Source organism: Mycobacterium sp. E342 (assembly GCF_001667665.1).
GTDB lineage: Bacteria > Actinomycetota > Actinomycetes > Mycobacteriales > Mycobacteriaceae > Mycobacterium.
The window spans coordinates 1-17,083 of record NZ_LZJM01000248.1 but is presented as its reverse complement, the minus strand read 5'-3'; the positions used below and the strand labels follow the sequence as shown (position 1 = coordinate 17,083).

Below are 17,083 nucleotides of genomic sequence, written 5' to 3'. Positions count from 1 at the left end.
CGCAGCGCCGCCGCGGACTTCGCCGCACGAACCGCCTTGCGAGCAACGATTGGCGTCCTACCCAGTGGGTATTGTTGGCGCATGATCAGGAAGGTCGAGATCGAGATCGACGTCGATCTGATTGACGAGGCGGTACGCCGCTTCCATCTGGCCGATGCCCGCGAGGCCGTCAATCTCGCCTTGCGCACCCTGCTCACCGAAGCCGAGGCCGACACGCCCGCCGAGGAGTACGACGAGTTCAGCGACCTCCGCGCCTGGCAACCCCACCGGGGCGGCGACACCGCCCCTTAAGACCCGTGGTTTGGTCCGGTTGCGAGCCAGGTTGTACCCTCTTTTAGGCCCGCGGCACTGCCGATTCGGGTGAACGGCCCCCTTAGCTCAGTCGGTAGAGCGTTTCCATGGTAAGGAAAAGGTCAACGGTTCGATTCCGTTAGGGGGCTCGGCGGACGCCGAGCAGGCGTGGCGGCCCCGACCCGGATTGGGGCGGGCAGAGGCGATGTAGCTCAGTCGGTTAGAGCGAACGACTCATAATCGTTAGGTCGCCGGTTCGAGTCCGGCCATCGCTACAACACAACACAATGCACACTTTGAGAGATTTGAGAGAGAACCGTCATGGCTTCCAGTACCGACGTGCGGCCGAAGATCACCTTGGCCTGCGAGGTGTGCAAGCACCGTAACTACATCACCAAGAAGAACCGCCGGAACGACCCGGACCGCATGGAGCTGAAGAAGTTCTGCCCGAACTGCGGCAAGCACCAGGCGCACCGAGAGACGCGCTAGCCGCGTCCGAGATCGACTAGGTAGATTCCAGCCGTGCCGTTATCCGAGAGCATCGTCGGGATGCACTACCGCTATCCCGACCATTACGTCGTGGAGCGGGAGAAGATCCGTGAGCACGCCGTCGCCGTGCAGAACGACGACGCCGCGTTCCTCGAGGAGAAGGCCGCGGCGGAACTCGGCTACGGCGGCCTGCTCGCGCCGCTGACGTTCATCTGCGTGTTCGGCTACAAGGCGCAGACGGCGTTCTTCGAATACGCGAATGTCGCCGTCAAGGACGCGCAGATCGTTCAGGTCGACCAGGTGCTGAAATTCAAGGCGCCGATCGTGGCCGGCGACAGGCTGTACTGCGACGTCTACGTGGACTCGGTGCGGGCGTCGCACGGCACCCAGATCATCGTGACCAAGAACGTCATCACCAACGAGGCCGGTGACGTCGTGCAGGAGACCTATACGACCCTGGCGGGTCGTGCCGGTGATGATGGAGAAGAGGGATTTTCTGATGCCACTGCGTGAGTTCAGCTCGGTGAAGGTGGGCGACCAGCTCCCCGAGCGGACCTACCCGCTGACCCGTCAGGATCTGGTGAACTACGCGGGCGTCTCGGGCGACCTGAACCCGATCCACTGGGACGACGAGATGGCCAAGGTCGTTGGGCTGGACACCGCGATCGCGCACGGCATGCTGACCATGGGCATCGGCGGCGGGTATGTCACGGCGTGGATCGGTGACCCCGGCGCGGTCACCGAGTACAACGTGCGGTTCACCGCGGTGGTGCCGGTGCCCAACGACGGCAAGGGCGCCGAGCTCGTCTTCAACGGCCGGGTGAAGTCGGTCGACCCGGAGACCAAGTCGGTCACCATCGCGTTGACGGCCACCACCGGCGGCAAGAAGATCTTCGGCAGGGCGATCGCGTCCGCAACCCTCGCCTAGGCCATGGCGCTCAAAACAGACATCAGGGGAATGATCTGGCGCTACCCCGACTACTTCGTCGTGGGGCGTGAGCAACTCCGCCAGTTCGCGCTCGCCGTCAAGGACCGCCACCCGGCCCACTACGACGAGGACGCGGCCGCCGAACTCGGCCACGAGGCGATCCTCGCCCCGCTGACCTTCGCGACCATCTTCGCCAAGCTGGTGCAGCTGGATTTCTTCCGGCACGTGGACATCGGCATGGAGACGCTGGTGATCGTCCAGGTCGACCAGCGGTTCGTGTTCACCAGGCCGATCAAGGCCGGCGACAAGCTCTGGGCGCGGATGGACATCCTGTCGGTCGACGAACGGTTCGGCGCCGACATCGTCGTCACCAAGAACATCTGCACCAACGAGGACGGTGAGCTGGTTCTCGAGGCGTACACCACGCTGATGAGCCAGTACGCCGACCAGTCGGCGAACCTGCGATGGGATCCGGAGTCCGGCCAGGTCGTCAGGACCGCGTAGTCGGATTTCCTGGGTTTGAGGGGAATCGAGTACACTCGGACGTCGGGGTTTTCCCAGCATCAGCGCGCTTTCCGTGAGTCGAAAGAACGGGGAGCGCGCGTGTCATGTAAGCCCCGGTAGGTAAGCGCAGGTTGGCCTGCCAACCGCGAAGGGGCGTAGCTCAACTGGCAGAGCAGCGGTCTCCAAAACCGCAGGTTGCAGGTTCAAGTCCTGTCGCCCCTGCTGAACACGAAGCCGTGCCATGGTGGACACTGGAAGAATGGCCCACCACGACTGGGACGGCCCGCGGGACACTAGCAAAACTAAGGAGCATGCGGTGAGCGACGAAGGCGATGCTGCCAACGACGCCACGAGCGACGTCGCTGACAGGGAGGACGACCGCGCGAATGGCGGCCGGACCGCTGTGGTGACGCGGCCGCAGCGCCCCACCGGTAAACGATCCCGCCAGCGAGTGGCCGAGGTCGGCGAGGACGCCGACGTAGAGTCGGCGGACGAGGTCGAGGCTGCCAAGGAGGACAAGGGCGCCAAGGCCAAGAAGGCCAAAAAGCCGAAGAAGCCCGGGGACCGGTCGGCCAACCCGTTCGCTTTCGTCTACAACTACCTCAAGCAGGTGGTTGCGGAGATGCGGAAGGTTATCTGGCCGAACCGCAAGCAGATGCTCACCTACACATCGGTGGTGCTGGCGTTCCTGGCCTTCATGGTGGCGCTTGTCGGCCTCGCGGATTTCGGCCTCACCAAGCTTGTGCTGCTGGTGTTCGGCTGAGCGAGAGATAGAGAGGACTGAAAACCGTGACTACCTTCGACGGTGACACGTCCGCGGGTGAAGCGGTCGACGTAGAAGAGCGCGCCGAGGGCGCCGAGGCCTTAGAAGCTGCCCCAGAAGCGGCCCCCGAAGCCCCGGAAAGCTCAGCGGCCGAGGCTCCCGAGGAGCCGGCCGAGGAGGTCGACCCGGCGGCCGCGCTCAAGGCGGAGCTGCGCAGCAAGCCCGGCGACTGGTACGTCATCCACTCCTACGCGGGGTACGAGAACAAGGTCAAAGCCAACCTCGAGACCCGCGTGCAGAACCTGGACGTCGGCGACTACATCTTCCAGGTCGAGGTGCCCACCGAAGAGGTCACCGAGATCAAGAACGGCCAGCGCAAGCAGGTCAATCGCAAGGTGCTGCCCGGCTACATCCTGGTGCGGATGGATCTGACCGACGACTCGTGGGCCGCGGTGCGCAACACGCCGGGCGTCACCGGGTTCGTCGGCGCGACGTCGCGACCGTCGGCGCTGACGCTCGACGACGTGGTCAAGTTCCTGTTGCCGCGGGGCGCCATCAAGAAGGCCGCCAAGGGCGCGGCCACCACCGCCGCCACCGCCGAGGCCGGCGGGCTGGAGCGTCCGGCCGTCGAGGTCGACTACGAGGTCGGCGAATCGGTGACCGTCATGGACGGGCCGTTCGCCACGTTGCCGGCGACCATCAGCGAGGTCAACGGTGAACAGCAGAAGCTCAAGGTGCTGGTGTCGATCTTCGGCCGCGAGACGCCGGTGGAGTTGACGTTCAGCCAAGTTTCGAAGATTTAGCTCGGGCGGTCCCGCCCAGTTCAGGAAGGAACACCAACATCTCATGGCCCCGAAGAAGAAAGTCGTTGGGCTGATCAAGCTGCAGATCGTGGCGGGGCAGGCCAACCCTGCGCCGCCGGTCGGACCCGCGCTCGGCCAGCACGGCGTCAACATCATGGAGTTCTGCAAGGCCTACAACGCGGCCACGGAGAGCCAGCGCGGCCAGGTCATCCCGGTGGAGATCACGGTCTACGAGGACCGCAGCTTCACCTTCGCCCTCAAGACGCCGCCCGCCGCCAAGCTGCTGCTCAAGGCCGCCGGTGTGGGCAAGGGTTCGGCCGAGCCGCACAAGACCAAGGTCGCCAAGGTGACCTGGGACCAGGTTCGTGAGATCGCCGAGACCAAGAAGACCGATCTCAACGCCAACGACATCGACGCGGCGGCCAAGATCATCGCCGGCACCGCCCGGTCGATGGGGATCACCGTCGAGTAGGCGAGTCACAGTTCGACCCCCGTGGGAGGGCCAGCTTCGGCCCGCTGCTTAACCACGACCCAACACCCGATTGGATGAATCAATGAGCAAGAACAGCAAGGCATATCGCGCCGCCGCCGAGAAGGTGGACCGCAACAGCCTCTACAGCCCGCTGGAGGCGGCCAAACTCGCCAAGGAGACCGCGTCCACCAAGCAGGACGCGACGGTCGAGGTGGCGATCCGGCTCGGCGTCGACCCCCGCAAGGCGGACCAGATGGTTCGCGGCACGGTCAACCTGCCGCACGGCACCGGCAAGACCGCCCGCGTCGCGGTGTTCGCCGTCGGCGACAAGGCGGATGCCGCCGTCGCCGCGGGGGCTGACATCGTCGGCAGCGACGACCTGATCGAGAAGATCCAGGGCGGCTTCCTGGACTTCGACGCCGCGATCGCCACGCCCGACCAGATGGCCAAGGTGGGCCGCATCGCCCGCGTGCTCGGTCCGCGTGGCCTGATGCCCAACCCCAAGACGGGCACCGTCACCCCGGACGTCGCCAAGGCCGTGGCCGACATCAAGGGCGGCAAGATCAACTTCCGCATCGACAAGCAGGCCAACCTGCACTTCGTCATCGGCAAGGCGTCCTTCGACGAGAAGGCCCTCGCGGAGAACTACGGCGCTGCGCTCGACGAGGTGCTGCGGCTCAAGCCGTCCGCCTCGAAGGGTCGCTACCTGAAGAAGATCACCGTGTCGACGACCACGGGCCCGGGCATCCCGGTGGACCCGGCCGTCACCCGCAACTTCGCGGAGGCGTAGTGAGTCGGCGCCTCAGGGCGCCGACGAACGCAGCCGACCATCGATCCCGCGGCGTGAGACCCCGGCGGCCTACCCGCCGCACTCGGCGATGCGGCGCCGCAGGAACTCCCGACCCGGCTCGGAACCGTTGGCGTCCAGGGCTTCCCGATACCAGGTGAGGGCGTCGGCCGGCCTGCCGGCACGCCGAAGCAGGTCGGCGCGCACCGTCGCGACCAGATTCGAACGGCCCAGCCGGGGGTCGTGCGCCGCCTCGTCCAGGGCGGCGAGGCCGGCATCGGGGCCGTCGCGGAAGCCCACCGCCAACGCGCGGTTGGCCCGCACGACCGGTGAATCGGTCAGACGCAGCAGCCGGTCGTAGGCCGCGCAGATGGTGACCCAGTCGGTCTGGTCCCACGACGGCGCCGTCGCGTGCAGCGCGGCGATCACCGCCTGCGGCAGGTAGGGGCCGGTCGAGCCCTCCGCCCGGCGCAGCCGATCCAGCCCCCGGGCGATGCGGCCGCGGTCCCACCGGCCGCGGTCCTGCTCCTCGAGCGGCACCAGCATCCCGGCGTCGTCGACCCGGGTCGCTCGTCGCGAATCATGCAGCAGCATCAGGGCGGCCAGCGCGTGGGCCTCGGGCTCGTGCGGCATCAGCGCGCACAACTCACCGGCCAGCCGGATCCCTTCGTCGCACAGTTCGTCGCGGATCGCCGACGGGCCGGCGGTGGACCAGTACCCCTCGGTGAACACCGAGTAGACGCAGGCCAGCACGTGCGGGGTGCGTTCGGGCAGCAGCTCGGCGGGCGGCACCCGCAGCGGGATGTTGGCGTGCCGAATCTTGTTCTTGGCGCGCGTGATTCGTTGACCGATCGCCGTGTCGGTCTGCAGCAGTGCGCGGGCGATCTCGGCGACCGTCAGCCCCGACACCAACCGCAGGGTGAGCGCCAGTTGCGATTGACGGTCCAGGGCGGGATGCGCGCAGGTGAACATCATCCGCAGCTCGTCGTCCCGAACGGGAGACGGGTCGGTGTGATCGGTGCGCGCCCGGATTTCGTCGATCACGGCCGCCAATTCCTTTCCGGGACGGACGGATTCCCGGCGCAGACGATCGCGCGCGCGGTTGCGGGCGACCGTCACCAGCCAGCCGCCGGGATTGGCCGGGACGCCGTCGCGGCTCCAGCTGCGAAGCGCCTCGGCGCAGGCCTCCTGGACGGCGTCCTCGGCGATGGTGAGGTCGCCGGACCACCGCGCGAGCGCGGCGACGGCGGGCCCCCATTCCCGCCGGAAGACGCCGTCCAGGTCGGACATCGCGGGCGCTTTAGAGTCCCGAGACCCCGGCCAACTGCCGCACCTGCACGGTCGAGGCGGGGATCATGGACGCCAGCTTGACGGCCTCGTCCCGGTCGGTGGCGGCGAGGAAGTAGATCCCGGTGGCGATCTCGGCGCCCTCCACGTACGGCCCGTCGGTGATCAGGGCCTCACCGTCGCGCACCCGCACCGTCGTGGCGGTGGAGCGGTCGTGCAAGGCGGCCCCGCCGATGATGCGATCGCCCGCGGCCGCGTGCAGATCGGCGTGCTTGGCTGCCACGGCCTCCCACTCCGGGGTGCCCGGGGTGTGCGCCGACTCGGGGGGTTCGAGCAGCAGCGCCAGCCAGTCGTTCCCGGTGAGCTTGCGGGACGGTTCGATCGAGTGCACCACCGGCCACACCTCCACGGCCCCGAACCCCGCGACCGGGATGTCGCGGGCCAGCGCCAGCGCCTCGTCGAGATTCTCCGCGTCGAACACGTAGTAGCCGCAGGCCACCTCGGCGGACTCGGCGAAGGGGCCGTCGGTCGTGATCGGCGCGTCGGGGCCGCCGGTGATGACCGTTGCGGCGGGCATCAGCGCGTCACCGGCCCGGATCGCCGCGCCGGCTTTGGCATGGAAGCTCTCGAACGCGGCCATCGCGGCAGCCGCATCGTCGGGCGTGCGGTCTTGCCCCTTGCTGATCAACAACGCGAAGTACTGCATGAGTCGTCACCTCCGGGTAGCGAGCGAAACCGGCTGTTCCACTCTCTACCTCTTCGACGAACGGCGTGCGAGGGATCCGACAACGCGGACCCGGTCAGGCCCGGACTATTTCGCGGCGCCCGGCTTCAGGTAGGTCACGAGGCTGACGTCGAGCATTTCCTCGGTGAAGTAGTGCTCGCAGCCCCGCAGGTACTTGATGTAGCGGTTGTAGACCTCTTCGGAGGTGACCTCGATGGCCTTGTCCTTGTTGGACTCCAGGTTGTCGCCCCAGATGTGCAGCGTCTTGATGTAATGCGGACGCAGCGAAAGCGGTTCGGGCACAACGAAGCCCGCCTTCTCGCCGTGGTCGACCATCATCTGCGTCGACGGCAGGCGGCCGCCGGGGAAGATCTCGGTGACGATGAACTTGATGAACCGGGCCGTCTCGAAGGTCAGCTTCTTCCCGCGGGCCGCCATCTCCAAGGGGTGGTAGCTCACGCTGCTCTGCACGGTCATCCGGCCGTCGTCGGGCATGATGTCGAACGTCCGCTTGAAGAAGTCGTCGTAGTTCTCGTGCCCGAAGTGCTCGAAGGCCTCGATCGACACGATCCGGTCGACGGGCTCGCTGAAGTCCTCCCAGTTCTGCAGCCGCACCTCACACGAGCGGTTGGTGTCGATGGACGCCAACACCTGCTCGCAGCGGGCGTGCTGGTTCTTGGACAGCGTCAGGCCGACGACGTTGACGTCGAACCGCTCGACGGCGCGCTTCATCGTGGTCCCCCAGCCGCAGCCGATGTCCAGCAGCGTCATGCCGGGCTTGAGGTCCAGCTTGTCGAGGTTCAGGTCGATCTTGGCGTATTGCGCCTCTTCCAGCGTCATGTCCTCACGCTCGAAGTAGGCGCAGCTGTAGATCCGGGTGGGATCCTGGAACAGGGCGAAAAAGTCGTCGGAGACGTCGTAGTGCGCCTGGATGTCCTCGGGAGCCGTCCGGATCTTCGTCGGGCTAGCCGGTTGATCAGCCATTTTCGTCCTGTTCTGCTCCGATGGAGTTCCTGCCGGTTACCCACGCACTGCTCGGCGGGTTTGACGTGCAACGATACCCAACGTGTCCAGCCCCACCCGCGTGAGGCGCGGTCGCTATTTGGTGAGGGTGTACTGCGCCACGTTGGAGATGCCCTTGCGGAAAAGGTCCGCGCAGCCGGTCAGATAGCGCATGAAGCGGTCGTACACCTGTTGGGACTGGATGGCGATGGCGCGTTCGCGGTTGGCCTCCAGATTGGCCGCCCACATGTCCAGGGTCCGCGCGTAGTGCGGCTGCAGATATTGAATTTGCCCGACCGAGAAACCGCTGGCTTGCGCATTGTCGACGATGTCGGGTTCGCCGCACATCTGCCCGCCGGGAAAGATTTCCTTACCGAGGAAGTGGAAGAAACGCAGATCCGACATGGTGATCTGGACGCCGCGGTTCTTCCACTCCGACTGGGGGTAGGTGAAGATGCTGTGCATCAGCATTCGGCTGTGATCGGGCAGGGTCTTATAGGCCCAATCCCAGAACGCGGGCCAGCGTTCCTTCTTGAACGCGTCGAAGGCCTCGAAGCTCATGATCCGGTCGACCTGCTCGTCGAACTCCTCCCAGCCCTGCAACCGGGCCTCGGCCCGGCGCGTCGTCGGGAGCGCGGCCAGCCGCGCCTTGGTGCGCGCGTAGTGGTTGCGGCTGAGCGTGATGCCGATGACGTTCACGTCGTATTGCTCGACCGCCCGGACCACCGCCCCGCCCCAGCCGCAGCCGACGTCCAGCACCGTCATTCCCGGCTCGAGATCGAGCTTGGCCAGCGCCAGATCGAGCTTCGCGAGCTGCGCCTCCTCCAGCGTCATGTCGTCGTTCTTGAAGTAGGCGCAGGTGTAAACCATGTTGGGGTCGAGGAACAGCGCGAAGAAGTCGTCTGAAATGTCGTAGGTTGCCTGCGACTCTTCGTAATACGGCTTCAGCTTGGCCATTGGTGGACCCACCTCCTTTGACAACCGTACAACCCTGCGATCCGGACTGGGACCGCAGGGGAAGCGTTTCTTCCGAGCGTTTTTTGCTCAGTTCGCTTCGGCGAAGTTGCTTGTCAGCACACCGATCACTTGGTCCCACAACTGTTGTGGCAGATCATGTCCCATCCCGTCGAATAACACCAGTCGAGCGCCGTCGATGGCCCGGGCCACGGCGCGGCCGCCGAAGGGCCGCATCAGCTTGTCCGCCCGGCCGTGGATGACCACCGTGGGCGCGGCGGTCCGGCGGTTGTATCGACGCAGGCTGCCGCTGCCCAGTACCGCGCCGAAATGCCTCGCGACGCCCTGGGGGTAGTAGTTGCGGTCGTAGCCCTCGGCGGCCTCGGCGCGGGCCTGCTCTTCGGGCACCCGGTAGCGCGGGCTGCCGATGATGTTGCCGACGCGCACCGCGTTGTCGATGATCACCTCGCGCGGCGAACCCGGCGGCGGGCCCTTCAGCAGCGCCAGCAACGCGCGCGGGGCCGGCGGCGGCAGGAAAGCCGAATTGTTGCTGGAGAAGATGATCGCCAGCGTTTTCGTCCGGTCGCGGAACCGTCCGGCGAAGATCTGGGCGATCATGCCGCCCATCGACGCGCCCACGATGTGCGCGTCCGCGATGCCGAGATGATCCAGCACGGCCGAGGCGTCGTCGGCCATGTCCTCGAGCGTGTACGCCGCTGGGCTGGGCAGACCCAGCCACGAGCGCGCCAACCGGGTCACCAGCGGCTGCCCCGAGCTGCGGTGCTGGGTCTTACTGGACAGGCCGACGTCGCGGTTGTCGTAGCGGATGACGCGCAGCCCGTGGCCGACCAACTGTTGGCAGAACGCCCTGCGCCACAGCAGCAGCTGAGCGCCGAGCCCCATGATGAGCAGCACGGGCGGGTCGTCGATGTCGCCCATGTCCTCGTAGTACAGCTTGAGGTCGCCGGATGTGGCGTGGCCGGTGCGGACCTGCATCAGACCTCGATGTCGGATTCGTGCTCGCGGCTGACCTCGACCATGAAGTTGGCGAAGTAGCCGGTCAGTTGCGGGTCGGACATCATCTGCCACTTGGGGGCGAGCAATTTCATGTACCGCTCGACGTAGAGGAACTGCTTGCCGATCAGCACCAGCTCGCGGGGCAGCTTGACGTCGTAGGCGTCGGCCAGGGCCGACAGCTGCCGCCCGATGTCGGCGTAGGACATGTCGCCCAGCGTCTGCATGGTCAGCGGGGTGGCGAAGCGCTCCAGGTCCTTGGCGGCCTGGGCCTCGGGCTTCATGGTGCCCACAGCGCCCATCAGCACCACGATCTTGCCCGCCGCGGCGTGGTCCTTCTTGACCAGCAGCGCGTACACCAGCTCACGCAGCAGCCAGCGGGTGCGGGGGTCGATGCGGCCCATGATCCCGAAGTCGAAGAACACGATGCGGCCCGCCTCGTCGACGTAGAGGTTGCCGGCGTGCAGGTCGCCGTGGAACAGCCCGTGCCGCAGCCCGCCTTCGAACAGCGAGAACAGCAGCGCCTTGACCAGCTCGGTGCCGTCGAAGCCGGCCTTGCGGATGGCGGCGACGTCGTCGATGCGGATGCCGTGCACCCGTTCCATCGTCAGCACCCGGTCGCTGGTGAAGTCCCAGAACACCTGCGGCACCCGGATGTTGCGGCCCAGCGGGGAGGTGTGCAGGTGTGACACCCAGGCCTCCATCGACTGCGCCTCGAGCCGGAAGTTCAGCTCCTCGGCCAGGTTGTCGGAGAAGTCGGCGACCACGTCCTGCGCCGAGAGCCGGCGACCCAGCTTGGCCAGTTCGACGGCCTGGGCGAAGCGCTTGAGGATCTGCAGGTCGGCGGCCACCCGGCGACGGATGCCCGGGCGCTGAATCTTGACGACCACCTCTTCACCGGTGTGCAGCGTCGCATAGTGCACCTGGGCGATGGACGCCGACGCGAACGGCTCCTCTTCCCACTTGGCGAACAGCTCGGCCGGGTCGCCGCCGAGCTCCTCGACGAAGAGCTTGTGCACCTCGTCGGTGTCCGCGGGCGGCACCCGGTCGAGCAGGCCACGGAACTCGCGGGACAGCGATTCGCCGAACGCCCCGGGGCTCGAGGCGATGATCTGTCCGAATTTCACGTACGTCGGGCCGAGGTCGGCGAAGGTCTGCGGGATCTGCTTGATCACCTTCTGCTGCCACGGGCCCCGGCCCGGCAGCTTGGTGACGACGCGAGCGGCGGTGCGGGTGACCTGCCAACCGGTGACGGCTACCCGGGCCGCCTCGACCGGCAGCGGCACCCGGTCCAGCCTGGCCACCTCTCGATGCTTGGTGGAACTCATCTAAAGCAGTCTGCCAAATCGGCGGAGTCAGGCCCAATTCTCAGCCGGGACGCTGCCCGGCCTTCCAGGGCTGCACCCAGCCCTCGATCGCCCAGCCCTCGAGCCCCGCGATCAACTCGTACATGGTGGCGCCGTCGATGGTTTCGCGGATGATGTCGGCGTGCCCGGCGTGCCGGGCCAGCTCGTTGATGACGTGCAGGATCACCCAGCGCACCGACCAGGCCTGCTGATCCTTCGGAAACCAGGGGATGTCCTGCGGCACCGGCACCGCGGCGTCGAGGTCCGCGGTCTCCGCCAGCCGCAGCGTCGTCGCGTTCTGTTCGGCGAACGCCCGCAGCAGCCCGTCCAGCGTCTCGTCGGGCCGCATCACGTGCTGGTCCCCGAACTCCTTGGTGATCTGCTCGAACGGGCGGGGGTCCTTCGGTGGGGCGTCCGGCGCGGCCGCGACCCGCGCCATCCAGCTGCGCTGCATGCCGGTGGCGTGCTTGACCAGGCCGCCGATCGACAGGGCGCTGACCGACGGCGCGGACCGCGCCTGTTCATCGGTGAGGCCGTAGCTGACGGCGAAGTAGGCACTCTGGTGAAACTGCAGGAATTCGCGCAGTGCGCTGCGTTCGTCGGCCACGGGCCGGGCAAGAGCGGGCATTCTCGGATATTAGGTCCCCCGCGCCGTAAAGTGCGGGGATGCAGCTGGTTTCGGCGGACTCGACGCAGCTTTTCGTCGGGCCGCCGGACGCGCCGTTGCAGGTCGCCCGCGTCGTCGTCTCCGGAGCAGGCGAACCGACGCCGGTCCGGGTCGAAGGCGACGGGCTGCGCGGCGAGGCGGTCGCCGCGGCCGGCGACGAGGTCGTCGAGGTCCCGGTCCGGGTGGACCGCCCGGTCGTCGGGCAGCGGCGGGCGGCGCGGGTGCTGGCCGCCGGCGCCGCCGAGCCGTTCGAGTTCGTCGTGGCCGAGCCAGGCTGGACCATGTTCATGGTCAGCCACTTCCACTACGACCCGGTCTGGTGGAACACCCAGGGCGCCTACACCAGCGAGTGGACCGAGGACCCGCCGGGCCGCGCCCGGCAGACCAACGGGTTCGAGCTGGTGCACGCGCACCTGGAAATGGCCCGTCGCGAGCCCGAGTACAAGTTCGTGCTGGCCGAGGTCGACTACCTCAAGCCCTATTGGGACACCCGCCCCGAGGACCGCGCCGACCTGCGCCGCTTCATCGCGCAGGGCCGCGTCGAGGTGATGGGCGGCACCTACAACGAACCCAACACCAACCTCACCAGCCCGGAAACGACGATCCGAAACCTGGTGCACGGCATGGGCTTTCAGCGTGACGTGCTGGGCGCCGACCCGGCCACGGCCTGGCAGCTGGACGTGTTCGGCCACGACCCGCAGTTCCCCGGGCTGGCCGCCGACGCCGGGCTGACGTCGAGCTCGTGGGCGCGCGGCCCGCACCACCAGTGGGGCCCGGCCCTGGGCGGCGGGGACGTCGAGCGGATGCAGTTCAGCAGCGAGTTCGAGTGGATCTCGCCGTCGGGCCGCGGCCTGCTCACCCATTACATGCCCGCGCACTACTCGGCGGGCTGGTGGATGGACTCATCCACCTCGCTGGCCGAGGCCGAGGACGCCACCCTCGCGCTGTTCGATCAGCTCAGGAAGGTCGCGCTGACGCGCAACGTGCTGCTGCCCGTCGGCACCGACTACACGCCGCCGAACAAGTGGGTCACCGCCATCCACCGCGACTGGGCCTCGCGCTACACCTGGCCGCGCTTCGTGTGCGCGCTGCCGCGGGAGTTCTTCGCGGCCGTTCGCGCCGAGCTGGCCGAGAGCGGCCGGGCGCCGTCGCCGCAGACCCGCGACATGAACCCGATCTACACGGGCAAGGACGTGTCCTACATCGACACCAAACAGGCCAACCGGGCCGCGGAGAACGCGGTGCTTGAAGCCGAGCGTTTTTCCGTGTTCGCCGGGCTGCTGACCGGCGCCGAGTACCCGCAGGCGGCGCTGGCCAAGGCGTGGGTGCAGCTGGCCTACGGGGCGCACCACGACGGGATCACCGGCTCGGAATCCGACCAGGTCTACCTCGACCTGCTGACCGGCTGGCGCGACGCGTGGGAGCTGGGCCGCGCGACCCGCGACGCCGCACTGGCGCTGCTGTCCAGCGCGGTCGGCGGCGACGTCGTTGTGTGGAACCCGCTCGCGCAGCGGCGCACCGACATCGTCACCGCCCGGCTCGACCCGCCGCTGAGCGCCGGCGTCCGGGTGCTGGACGCGGACGGGTCCGAGCTGCCCGCCCACGTCGAGCACGGCGGCCGGTCGGTGACCTGGTTGGCGCGCGAGGTGCCGTCGTTGGGCTGGCGGGCCTACCGCCTGGTGCCCGACGCCGAATCGGCCGGCTGGGAACCGCTGCCCGGCTCGGCGATCGCCAGCGAGCATTACCGCGTCGAGGTCGACCCGCAGCGTGGCGGGGGAGTCGCGTCCGTGCTGCAGGACGGCCGCGAGCTGATCGCCGACGGACGCGTGGGCAACGAGCTGGCCGTCTACGAGGAATATGCGGCGCACCCGACGCAGGCCGAGGGCCCGTGGCACCTGCTGCCCAAGGGCCCGGTGGTGTGCTCGTCGGCCTTCCCGGCCCGGGCGCGGGCCTACCACGGCCCGCTCGGGCAGCGGCTGGTCGTGACCGGGCGGATCGGCGCGCTGCTGCGCTACACCCAAACCCTGACCCTGTGGCACGGCGTCGCGCGGGTGGAGTGCCGCACCACCATCGACGAATTCACCGGGGCCGACCGCCTGGTGCGGCTGCTCTGGCCGTGCCCGGTGCCGGGCGCCATGCCGGTCAGCGAGGTCGGCGACGCCGTCATCGGGCGGGGCTTTGCGCTGCTGAACCCGCCCGGCGGGGGGCCCGAGTCGGTGGACACCGCCCAGCACCCGTGGACGCTGGACAACCCGGCCTACGGCTGGTTCGGCCTGTCGTCGGCGGCGCGGGTCCGGGTGGGCCCGCCGCACAGCCAAGCCGTGCGGGCGGTCGCGGTGGCCGAGGTGGTGGCGCCGGACGAGGCGGTGTCGGCGCCGCTGGCCCGAGGGCTGATGGTCGCGCTGGTCCGCGCCGGGGTGACGGCGACCTGCAGCGGCGCGGACAAGCCGCGCTACGGCCACCTCGAGGTGGATTCGAACCTGCCCGACGCGCGCATCGCGCTGGGCGGGCCGGCACGCAACCCCTTCACCCGGGCCGTGCTGGCAGACGCCGACCCGGTGTACGCCGACGAACTCGACCGCCAGTTGGCGGCGACGGGCCAGGCCAGGGTTTGGGTCCCGGCCGCGACGCCGTTGGCGGCGGTGTGGGTGCCCGGCGCGGACGTGCGCGCGGTGCGGGCCCTGCCGGTGCTGGTGATCGCCGGCCGCGACGACGAAAGCCTGGCCGCCGCGATCGCGTCGGTGGCCGAGGACCTGGGCGACGCCGAGGTGGTTGTGCCCCAGCGGCCGCCGGCGGGCGGCGACGAACACGAGGACCGCACCGTCGCGTTGCTCAACCGCGGGGTGCCCAGCTTCGCCGTCGACACCGAGGGCACCCTGCACACCGCGCTGCTGCGGTCCTGCACCGGTTGGCCGTCGGGCATCTGGATCGACGAACCGCGCCGCACCGCCCCCGACGGCTCGAATTTCCAGCTCCAGCACTGGACCCACGATTTCGACTACGCGCTGATCGCGGGCGCGGGCGACTGGCGGCGCGCCGACATCCCCGCCCGCAGCGCGCAGTTCTCCCACCCGCTGCTCGCGCGTGTGTCCGGGCGTGCGGCGGGCGCGCTGCCCCCGTCCGGCTCGCTGTTGCGCGTCGAGCCCGCCGGCGGGGTGCAGCTGGCGGCCCTCAAGGCGGCCGGCAACCCGCTCGCGGCGGGCAGCGCCCGGCCGGTCGATCCGCGTGCGGTGGCGCTGCGCCTGGTGGAAACCACGGGGGCGGGGGCCGGCGTGGTGATCGGCTCGGACGTCGCCAAGGTCGGGGGATTCCGCGACGCCGATCTCCTCGAAACCCCGCGCCACGGCCACCGCCCGCTCGACCTGCACGGCTATCAGGTGGCCACGGTGCTGGCGCGGTTCGAGGCGCCACGGGCGGCGACGGTGGCCGGCGCGCCGGCTCCGCACGCCGAAGCCGCCCAGCCGCTCTACGCGCGCTACTGGCTGCACAACCGGGGCCCCGCGCCGCTCGGTGGGCTGCCGGCCGTCGCCCATCTGCACCCCGCGCGGGCGGCCGCCGAACCGGGCGAGGAGGTCGCCCTGCGGCTCACCGCGGCCAGCGACTGCAGCGATGCCGCCCTGACCGGAACCGTCACCCTGGTGTGCCCGGACGGCTGGTCGGCGAAGCCCGACGAGCTGCCCGTCACGCTGCGCGGCGGCGACTACCGCGAGGCCGACGTGGCGGTGTCGGTGCCCGCCACCGCCGGGCCCGGCCTGTACCCGGTCCGCGCCCAGCTGCGCCTCGCCGGGGCGGAGATCTCGGCCGCGTGGCGGCAGGTTGTCGAGGACGTGTGCGTCATCGAGGTCGGCGCGCCCGCCGGCGCCGAGCTGCTCTATCTGCTCGAAGGACCGGGCGACGTCGAGGTGGCCGCCGGCGATACGGCGGCGCTGACGGTCCGGGTCGGCAGCCACGCCGGGGCGGACTTGGCGCTGGAAGCGCACCTGATCAGCCCGTGGGGGACGTGGGAATGGCTGGGGCCCGCCGCGGTGGGCGCGGTGCTGCCCGCCCACGGCGCCGCGGACCTCGGCTTCGACGTGCGCCCCCCGGCCTGGCTGGAGCCCGGCCAGTGGTGGGCGCTGATCCGGGTCGGCTGCGCCGGCCGGCTCCTCTACTCCCCGGCCGTGCGGGTGACCGTGACATGAGCGTGGTCGCGACGGTTGCCGGGGTTCCGGTAGGTGTCGACGAGGTCGACGCCGACGAGGCGCGGCTGCGCGGCGGACCCGGCGCGGCCGCGTTGCCGCCCGGCGGTACCGGGGAGGGGCGTCAACTGCGGCGCTGGCTGACCCAACTGATCGTCACCGAGCGGGTGGTCGCCGCCGAGGCCGACGCGCGCGGCCTGACCGGGCGGGGCGCGCCGGGCGAGGCCGAACTGCTGCCCGACGCGACGGCCCGCCTGGAGCTGGGCAGCGTCGCCGCGGCGGTGCTGGCCGATCCCCGGGCGCGGGCACTGTTCGCAGACGTCACCGCCGCGGTGTGCGTCACCGACGAAGAGGTGGCCGCCTACCACGCCCGCAACCCGCTGCGCTTCGCCGAGCCGCGCCGCGACCGGCACGGCTGGCGCGGCCCGGCGCCGGTCGGGCCGCGGCTGGACGACGTGCGGCCGGCGATCGCCGACCATCTGCGGGGTGCCGCGCGCCGACGCGCCTTCCGCGTCTGGATGGACGCGCGGCGGGCCGAGCTGGTGCGCCTCGCCCCGGGCTACGAGCATCCCGGCGACCCGCGCCAACCCGACAACGTCCACCGCCACTGATGACCGCGCTCACCCTCTGCCTGGACATCGGCGGCACCAAGATCGCCGCCGGCCTCGCCGACCCCGACGGCGCGCTGGTGCACACCGTTGTCCGGCCCACGCCGAGCGGCGGTGCGGCCGAGCAGGTCTGGGCCGCGGTCGACGCCACGATCGCCGAGGCGCTGCGGGCGGCCGGCGGCGCGGTCGGCGCCGTCGGCATCGGCTCGGCCGGCCCCATCGACCTGCACGGCGGAACCGTCAGCCCCATCAACATCGGCGGCTGG

General features: G+C 69.3%; 19 protein-coding genes and 3 tRNA genes. 15 read left to right on the top strand and 7 right to left on the bottom strand.

Going from position 1 to position 17,083, the window contains the following annotated elements; genetic code table 11:
* Positions 1-81: 81 nt before the first annotated feature.
* From A5692_RS19375 to rplA, 12 genes are all read left to right on the top strand, one after another.
* Positions 82-291 (top strand): type II toxin-antitoxin system VapB family antitoxin, encoded by a 210-nt coding sequence (locus A5692_RS19375; RefSeq protein WP_068058737.1) that lies wholly within the window; start codon positions 82-84, stop codon positions 289-291.
* 76 nt (positions 292-367) lie between these two features.
* Positions 368-440 (top strand) — tRNA-Thr (locus A5692_RS19370).
* A 52-nt stretch (positions 441-492) separates the two neighbouring features.
* Positions 493-566 (top strand) — tRNA-Met (locus A5692_RS19365).
* A gap of 46 nt (positions 567-612) precedes the next feature.
* Positions 613-780: a 50S ribosomal protein L33 gene (gene rpmG / locus A5692_RS19360; RefSeq protein ID WP_007167776.1), complete on the top strand. Its 168-nt coding sequence runs from the start codon at positions 613-615 to the stop codon at positions 778-780.
* Positions 781-813: 33 nt separating this feature from the next.
* Positions 814-1,293: a (3R)-hydroxyacyl-ACP dehydratase subunit HadA gene (gene hadA, locus A5692_RS19355; protein WP_068058735.1), complete on the top strand. Its 480-nt coding sequence runs from the start codon at positions 814-816 to the stop codon at positions 1,291-1,293.
* On the top strand, positions 1,280-1,708 hold the full coding sequence (hadB, locus tag A5692_RS19350; protein ID WP_067211706.1) for a (3R)-hydroxyacyl-ACP dehydratase subunit HadB: 429 nt from the start codon (positions 1,280-1,282) through the stop codon (positions 1,706-1,708). Before hadA ends, hadB begins: the two co-directional genes overlap by 14 nt.
* Positions 1,709-1,711: 3 nt before the next feature.
* Entirely contained in the window at positions 1,712-2,212 is a 501-nt protein-coding gene (hadC, locus tag A5692_RS19345; protein ID WP_068058733.1) for a (3R)-hydroxyacyl-ACP dehydratase subunit HadC, read from the top strand.
* Between the two features lie 149 nt (positions 2,213-2,361).
* Positions 2,362-2,434: transfer RNA gene (locus A5692_RS19340), tRNA-Trp, on the top strand.
* Between the two features lie 94 nt (positions 2,435-2,528).
* Positions 2,529-2,975, top strand: a complete 447-nt coding sequence (gene secE, locus A5692_RS19335; protein ID WP_068058768.1) for a preprotein translocase subunit SecE — start codon at positions 2,529-2,531, stop codon at positions 2,973-2,975.
* 26 nt (positions 2,976-3,001) lie between these two features.
* Entirely contained in the window at positions 3,002-3,778 is a 777-nt protein-coding gene (gene nusG, locus A5692_RS19330; RefSeq protein WP_068058731.1) for a transcription termination/antitermination protein NusG, read from the top strand.
* A gap of 43 nt (positions 3,779-3,821) precedes the next feature.
* Entirely contained in the window at positions 3,822-4,250 is a 429-nt protein-coding gene (rplK, locus tag A5692_RS19325) for a 50S ribosomal protein L11 (protein WP_067951110.1), read from the top strand.
* 82 nt (positions 4,251-4,332) lie between these two features.
* Positions 4,333-5,040: a 50S ribosomal protein L1 gene (rplA, locus tag A5692_RS19320; RefSeq protein ID WP_068058729.1), complete on the top strand. Its 708-nt coding sequence runs from the start codon at positions 4,333-4,335 to the stop codon at positions 5,038-5,040.
* 69 nt (positions 5,041-5,109) lie between these two features.
* Here rplA and A5692_RS19315 read toward each other — a convergent pair whose 3' ends face one another.
* From A5692_RS19315 to A5692_RS19285, 7 genes are all read right to left on the bottom strand, one after another.
* Entirely contained in the window at positions 5,110-6,327 is a 1,218-nt protein-coding gene (locus A5692_RS19315; RefSeq protein WP_068058727.1) for an RNA polymerase sigma factor, read from the bottom strand.
* Between the two features lie 10 nt (positions 6,328-6,337).
* On the bottom strand, positions 6,338-7,030 hold the full coding sequence (locus tag A5692_RS19310; protein WP_068058725.1) for a YciI family protein: 693 nt from the start codon (positions 7,028-7,030) through the stop codon (positions 6,338-6,340).
* Between the two features lie 105 nt (positions 7,031-7,135).
* Positions 7,136-8,032, bottom strand: a complete 897-nt coding sequence (gene mmaA4, locus A5692_RS19305; protein WP_068058723.1) for a hydroxymycolate synthase MmaA4 — start codon at positions 8,030-8,032, stop codon at positions 7,136-7,138.
* 114 nt (positions 8,033-8,146) lie between these two features.
* Complete coding sequence (locus A5692_RS19300) at positions 8,147-9,007, bottom strand: cyclopropane mycolic acid synthase family methyltransferase (protein WP_068058721.1); 861 nt, start codon at positions 9,005-9,007, stop codon at positions 8,147-8,149.
* A gap of 87 nt (positions 9,008-9,094) precedes the next feature.
* Complete coding sequence (locus tag A5692_RS19295; protein ID WP_068058719.1) at positions 9,095-10,000, bottom strand: alpha/beta fold hydrolase; 906 nt, start codon at positions 9,998-10,000, stop codon at positions 9,095-9,097.
* On the bottom strand, positions 10,000-11,346 hold the full coding sequence (locus A5692_RS19290; RefSeq protein WP_068058717.1) for an AarF/ABC1/UbiB kinase family protein: 1,347 nt from the start codon (positions 11,344-11,346) through the stop codon (positions 10,000-10,002). The genes A5692_RS19295 and A5692_RS19290 overlap by 1 nt, the downstream gene beginning before the upstream one ends.
* Before the next feature lie 40 nt (positions 11,347-11,386).
* On the bottom strand, positions 11,387-11,971 hold the full coding sequence (locus tag A5692_RS19285) for a DinB family protein (RefSeq protein ID WP_068058715.1): 585 nt from the start codon (positions 11,969-11,971) through the stop codon (positions 11,387-11,389).
* 59 nt (positions 11,972-12,030) lie between these two features.
* Between A5692_RS19285 and A5692_RS19280 the strand changes: the two genes are divergently transcribed.
* The 3 genes from A5692_RS19280 to A5692_RS19270 all read left to right on the top strand — a co-directional run.
* Positions 12,031-16,212, top strand: coding sequence for an NEW3 domain-containing protein (locus A5692_RS19280; RefSeq protein ID WP_068058713.1), 4,182 nt, complete (start codon positions 12,031-12,033; stop codon positions 16,210-16,212).
* A complete protein-coding gene (locus A5692_RS19275) occupies positions 16,209-16,820 on the top strand; it encodes a malonyl CoA-ACP transacylase (RefSeq protein WP_068058712.1) in 612 nt (203 codons plus the stop codon). Before A5692_RS19280 ends, A5692_RS19275 begins: the two co-directional genes overlap by 4 nt.
* Positions 16,820-17,083, top strand: a 264-nt coding sequence (locus A5692_RS19270; protein WP_156766171.1) for an ROK family protein, incomplete at its 3' end; no start/stop codon positions are given. The genes A5692_RS19275 and A5692_RS19270, both read left to right, overlap by 1 nt.

Coding starts and splice junctions, on each gene's coding strand:
- hadC (WP_068058733.1), top strand. CDS start 1,712: ATGGCGCTCAAAACAGACATCAGGGGAATGATCTGGCGCTACCCCGAC.
- A5692_RS19310 (WP_068058725.1), bottom strand. CDS start 7,030: ATGCAGTACTTCGCGTTGTTGATCAGCAAGGGGCAAGACCGCACGCCC.
- A5692_RS19315 (WP_068058727.1), bottom strand. CDS start 6,327: ATGTCCGACCTGGACGGCGTCTTCCGGCGGGAATGGGGGCCCGCCGTC.
- A5692_RS19290 (WP_068058717.1), bottom strand. CDS start 11,346: ATGAGTTCCACCAAGCATCGAGAGGTGGCCAGGCTGGACCGGGTGCCG.
- A5692_RS19300 (WP_068058721.1), bottom strand. CDS start 9,007: ATGGCCAAGCTGAAGCCGTATTACGAAGAGTCGCAGGCAACCTACGAC.
- A5692_RS19275 (WP_068058712.1), top strand. CDS start 16,209: ATGAGCGTGGTCGCGACGGTTGCCGGGGTTCCGGTAGGTGTCGACGAG.
- rplK (WP_067951110.1), top strand. CDS start 3,822: ATGGCCCCGAAGAAGAAAGTCGTTGGGCTGATCAAGCTGCAGATCGTG.
- mmaA4 (WP_068058723.1), bottom strand. CDS start 8,032: ATGGCTGATCAACCGGCTAGCCCGACGAAGATCCGGACGGCTCCCGAG.
- A5692_RS19295 (WP_068058719.1), bottom strand. CDS start 10,000: ATGCAGGTCCGCACCGGCCACGCCACATCCGGCGACCTCAAGCTGTAC.
- A5692_RS19280 (WP_068058713.1), top strand. CDS start 12,031: ATGCAGCTGGTTTCGGCGGACTCGACGCAGCTTTTCGTCGGGCCGCCG.
- rplA (WP_068058729.1), top strand. CDS start 4,333: ATGAGCAAGAACAGCAAGGCATATCGCGCCGCCGCCGAGAAGGTGGAC.
- rpmG (WP_007167776.1), top strand. CDS start 613: ATGGCTTCCAGTACCGACGTGCGGCCGAAGATCACCTTGGCCTGCGAG.
- hadB (WP_067211706.1), top strand. CDS start 1,280: ATGCCACTGCGTGAGTTCAGCTCGGTGAAGGTGGGCGACCAGCTCCCC.
- A5692_RS19375 (WP_068058737.1), top strand. CDS start 82: ATGATCAGGAAGGTCGAGATCGAGATCGACGTCGATCTGATTGACGAG.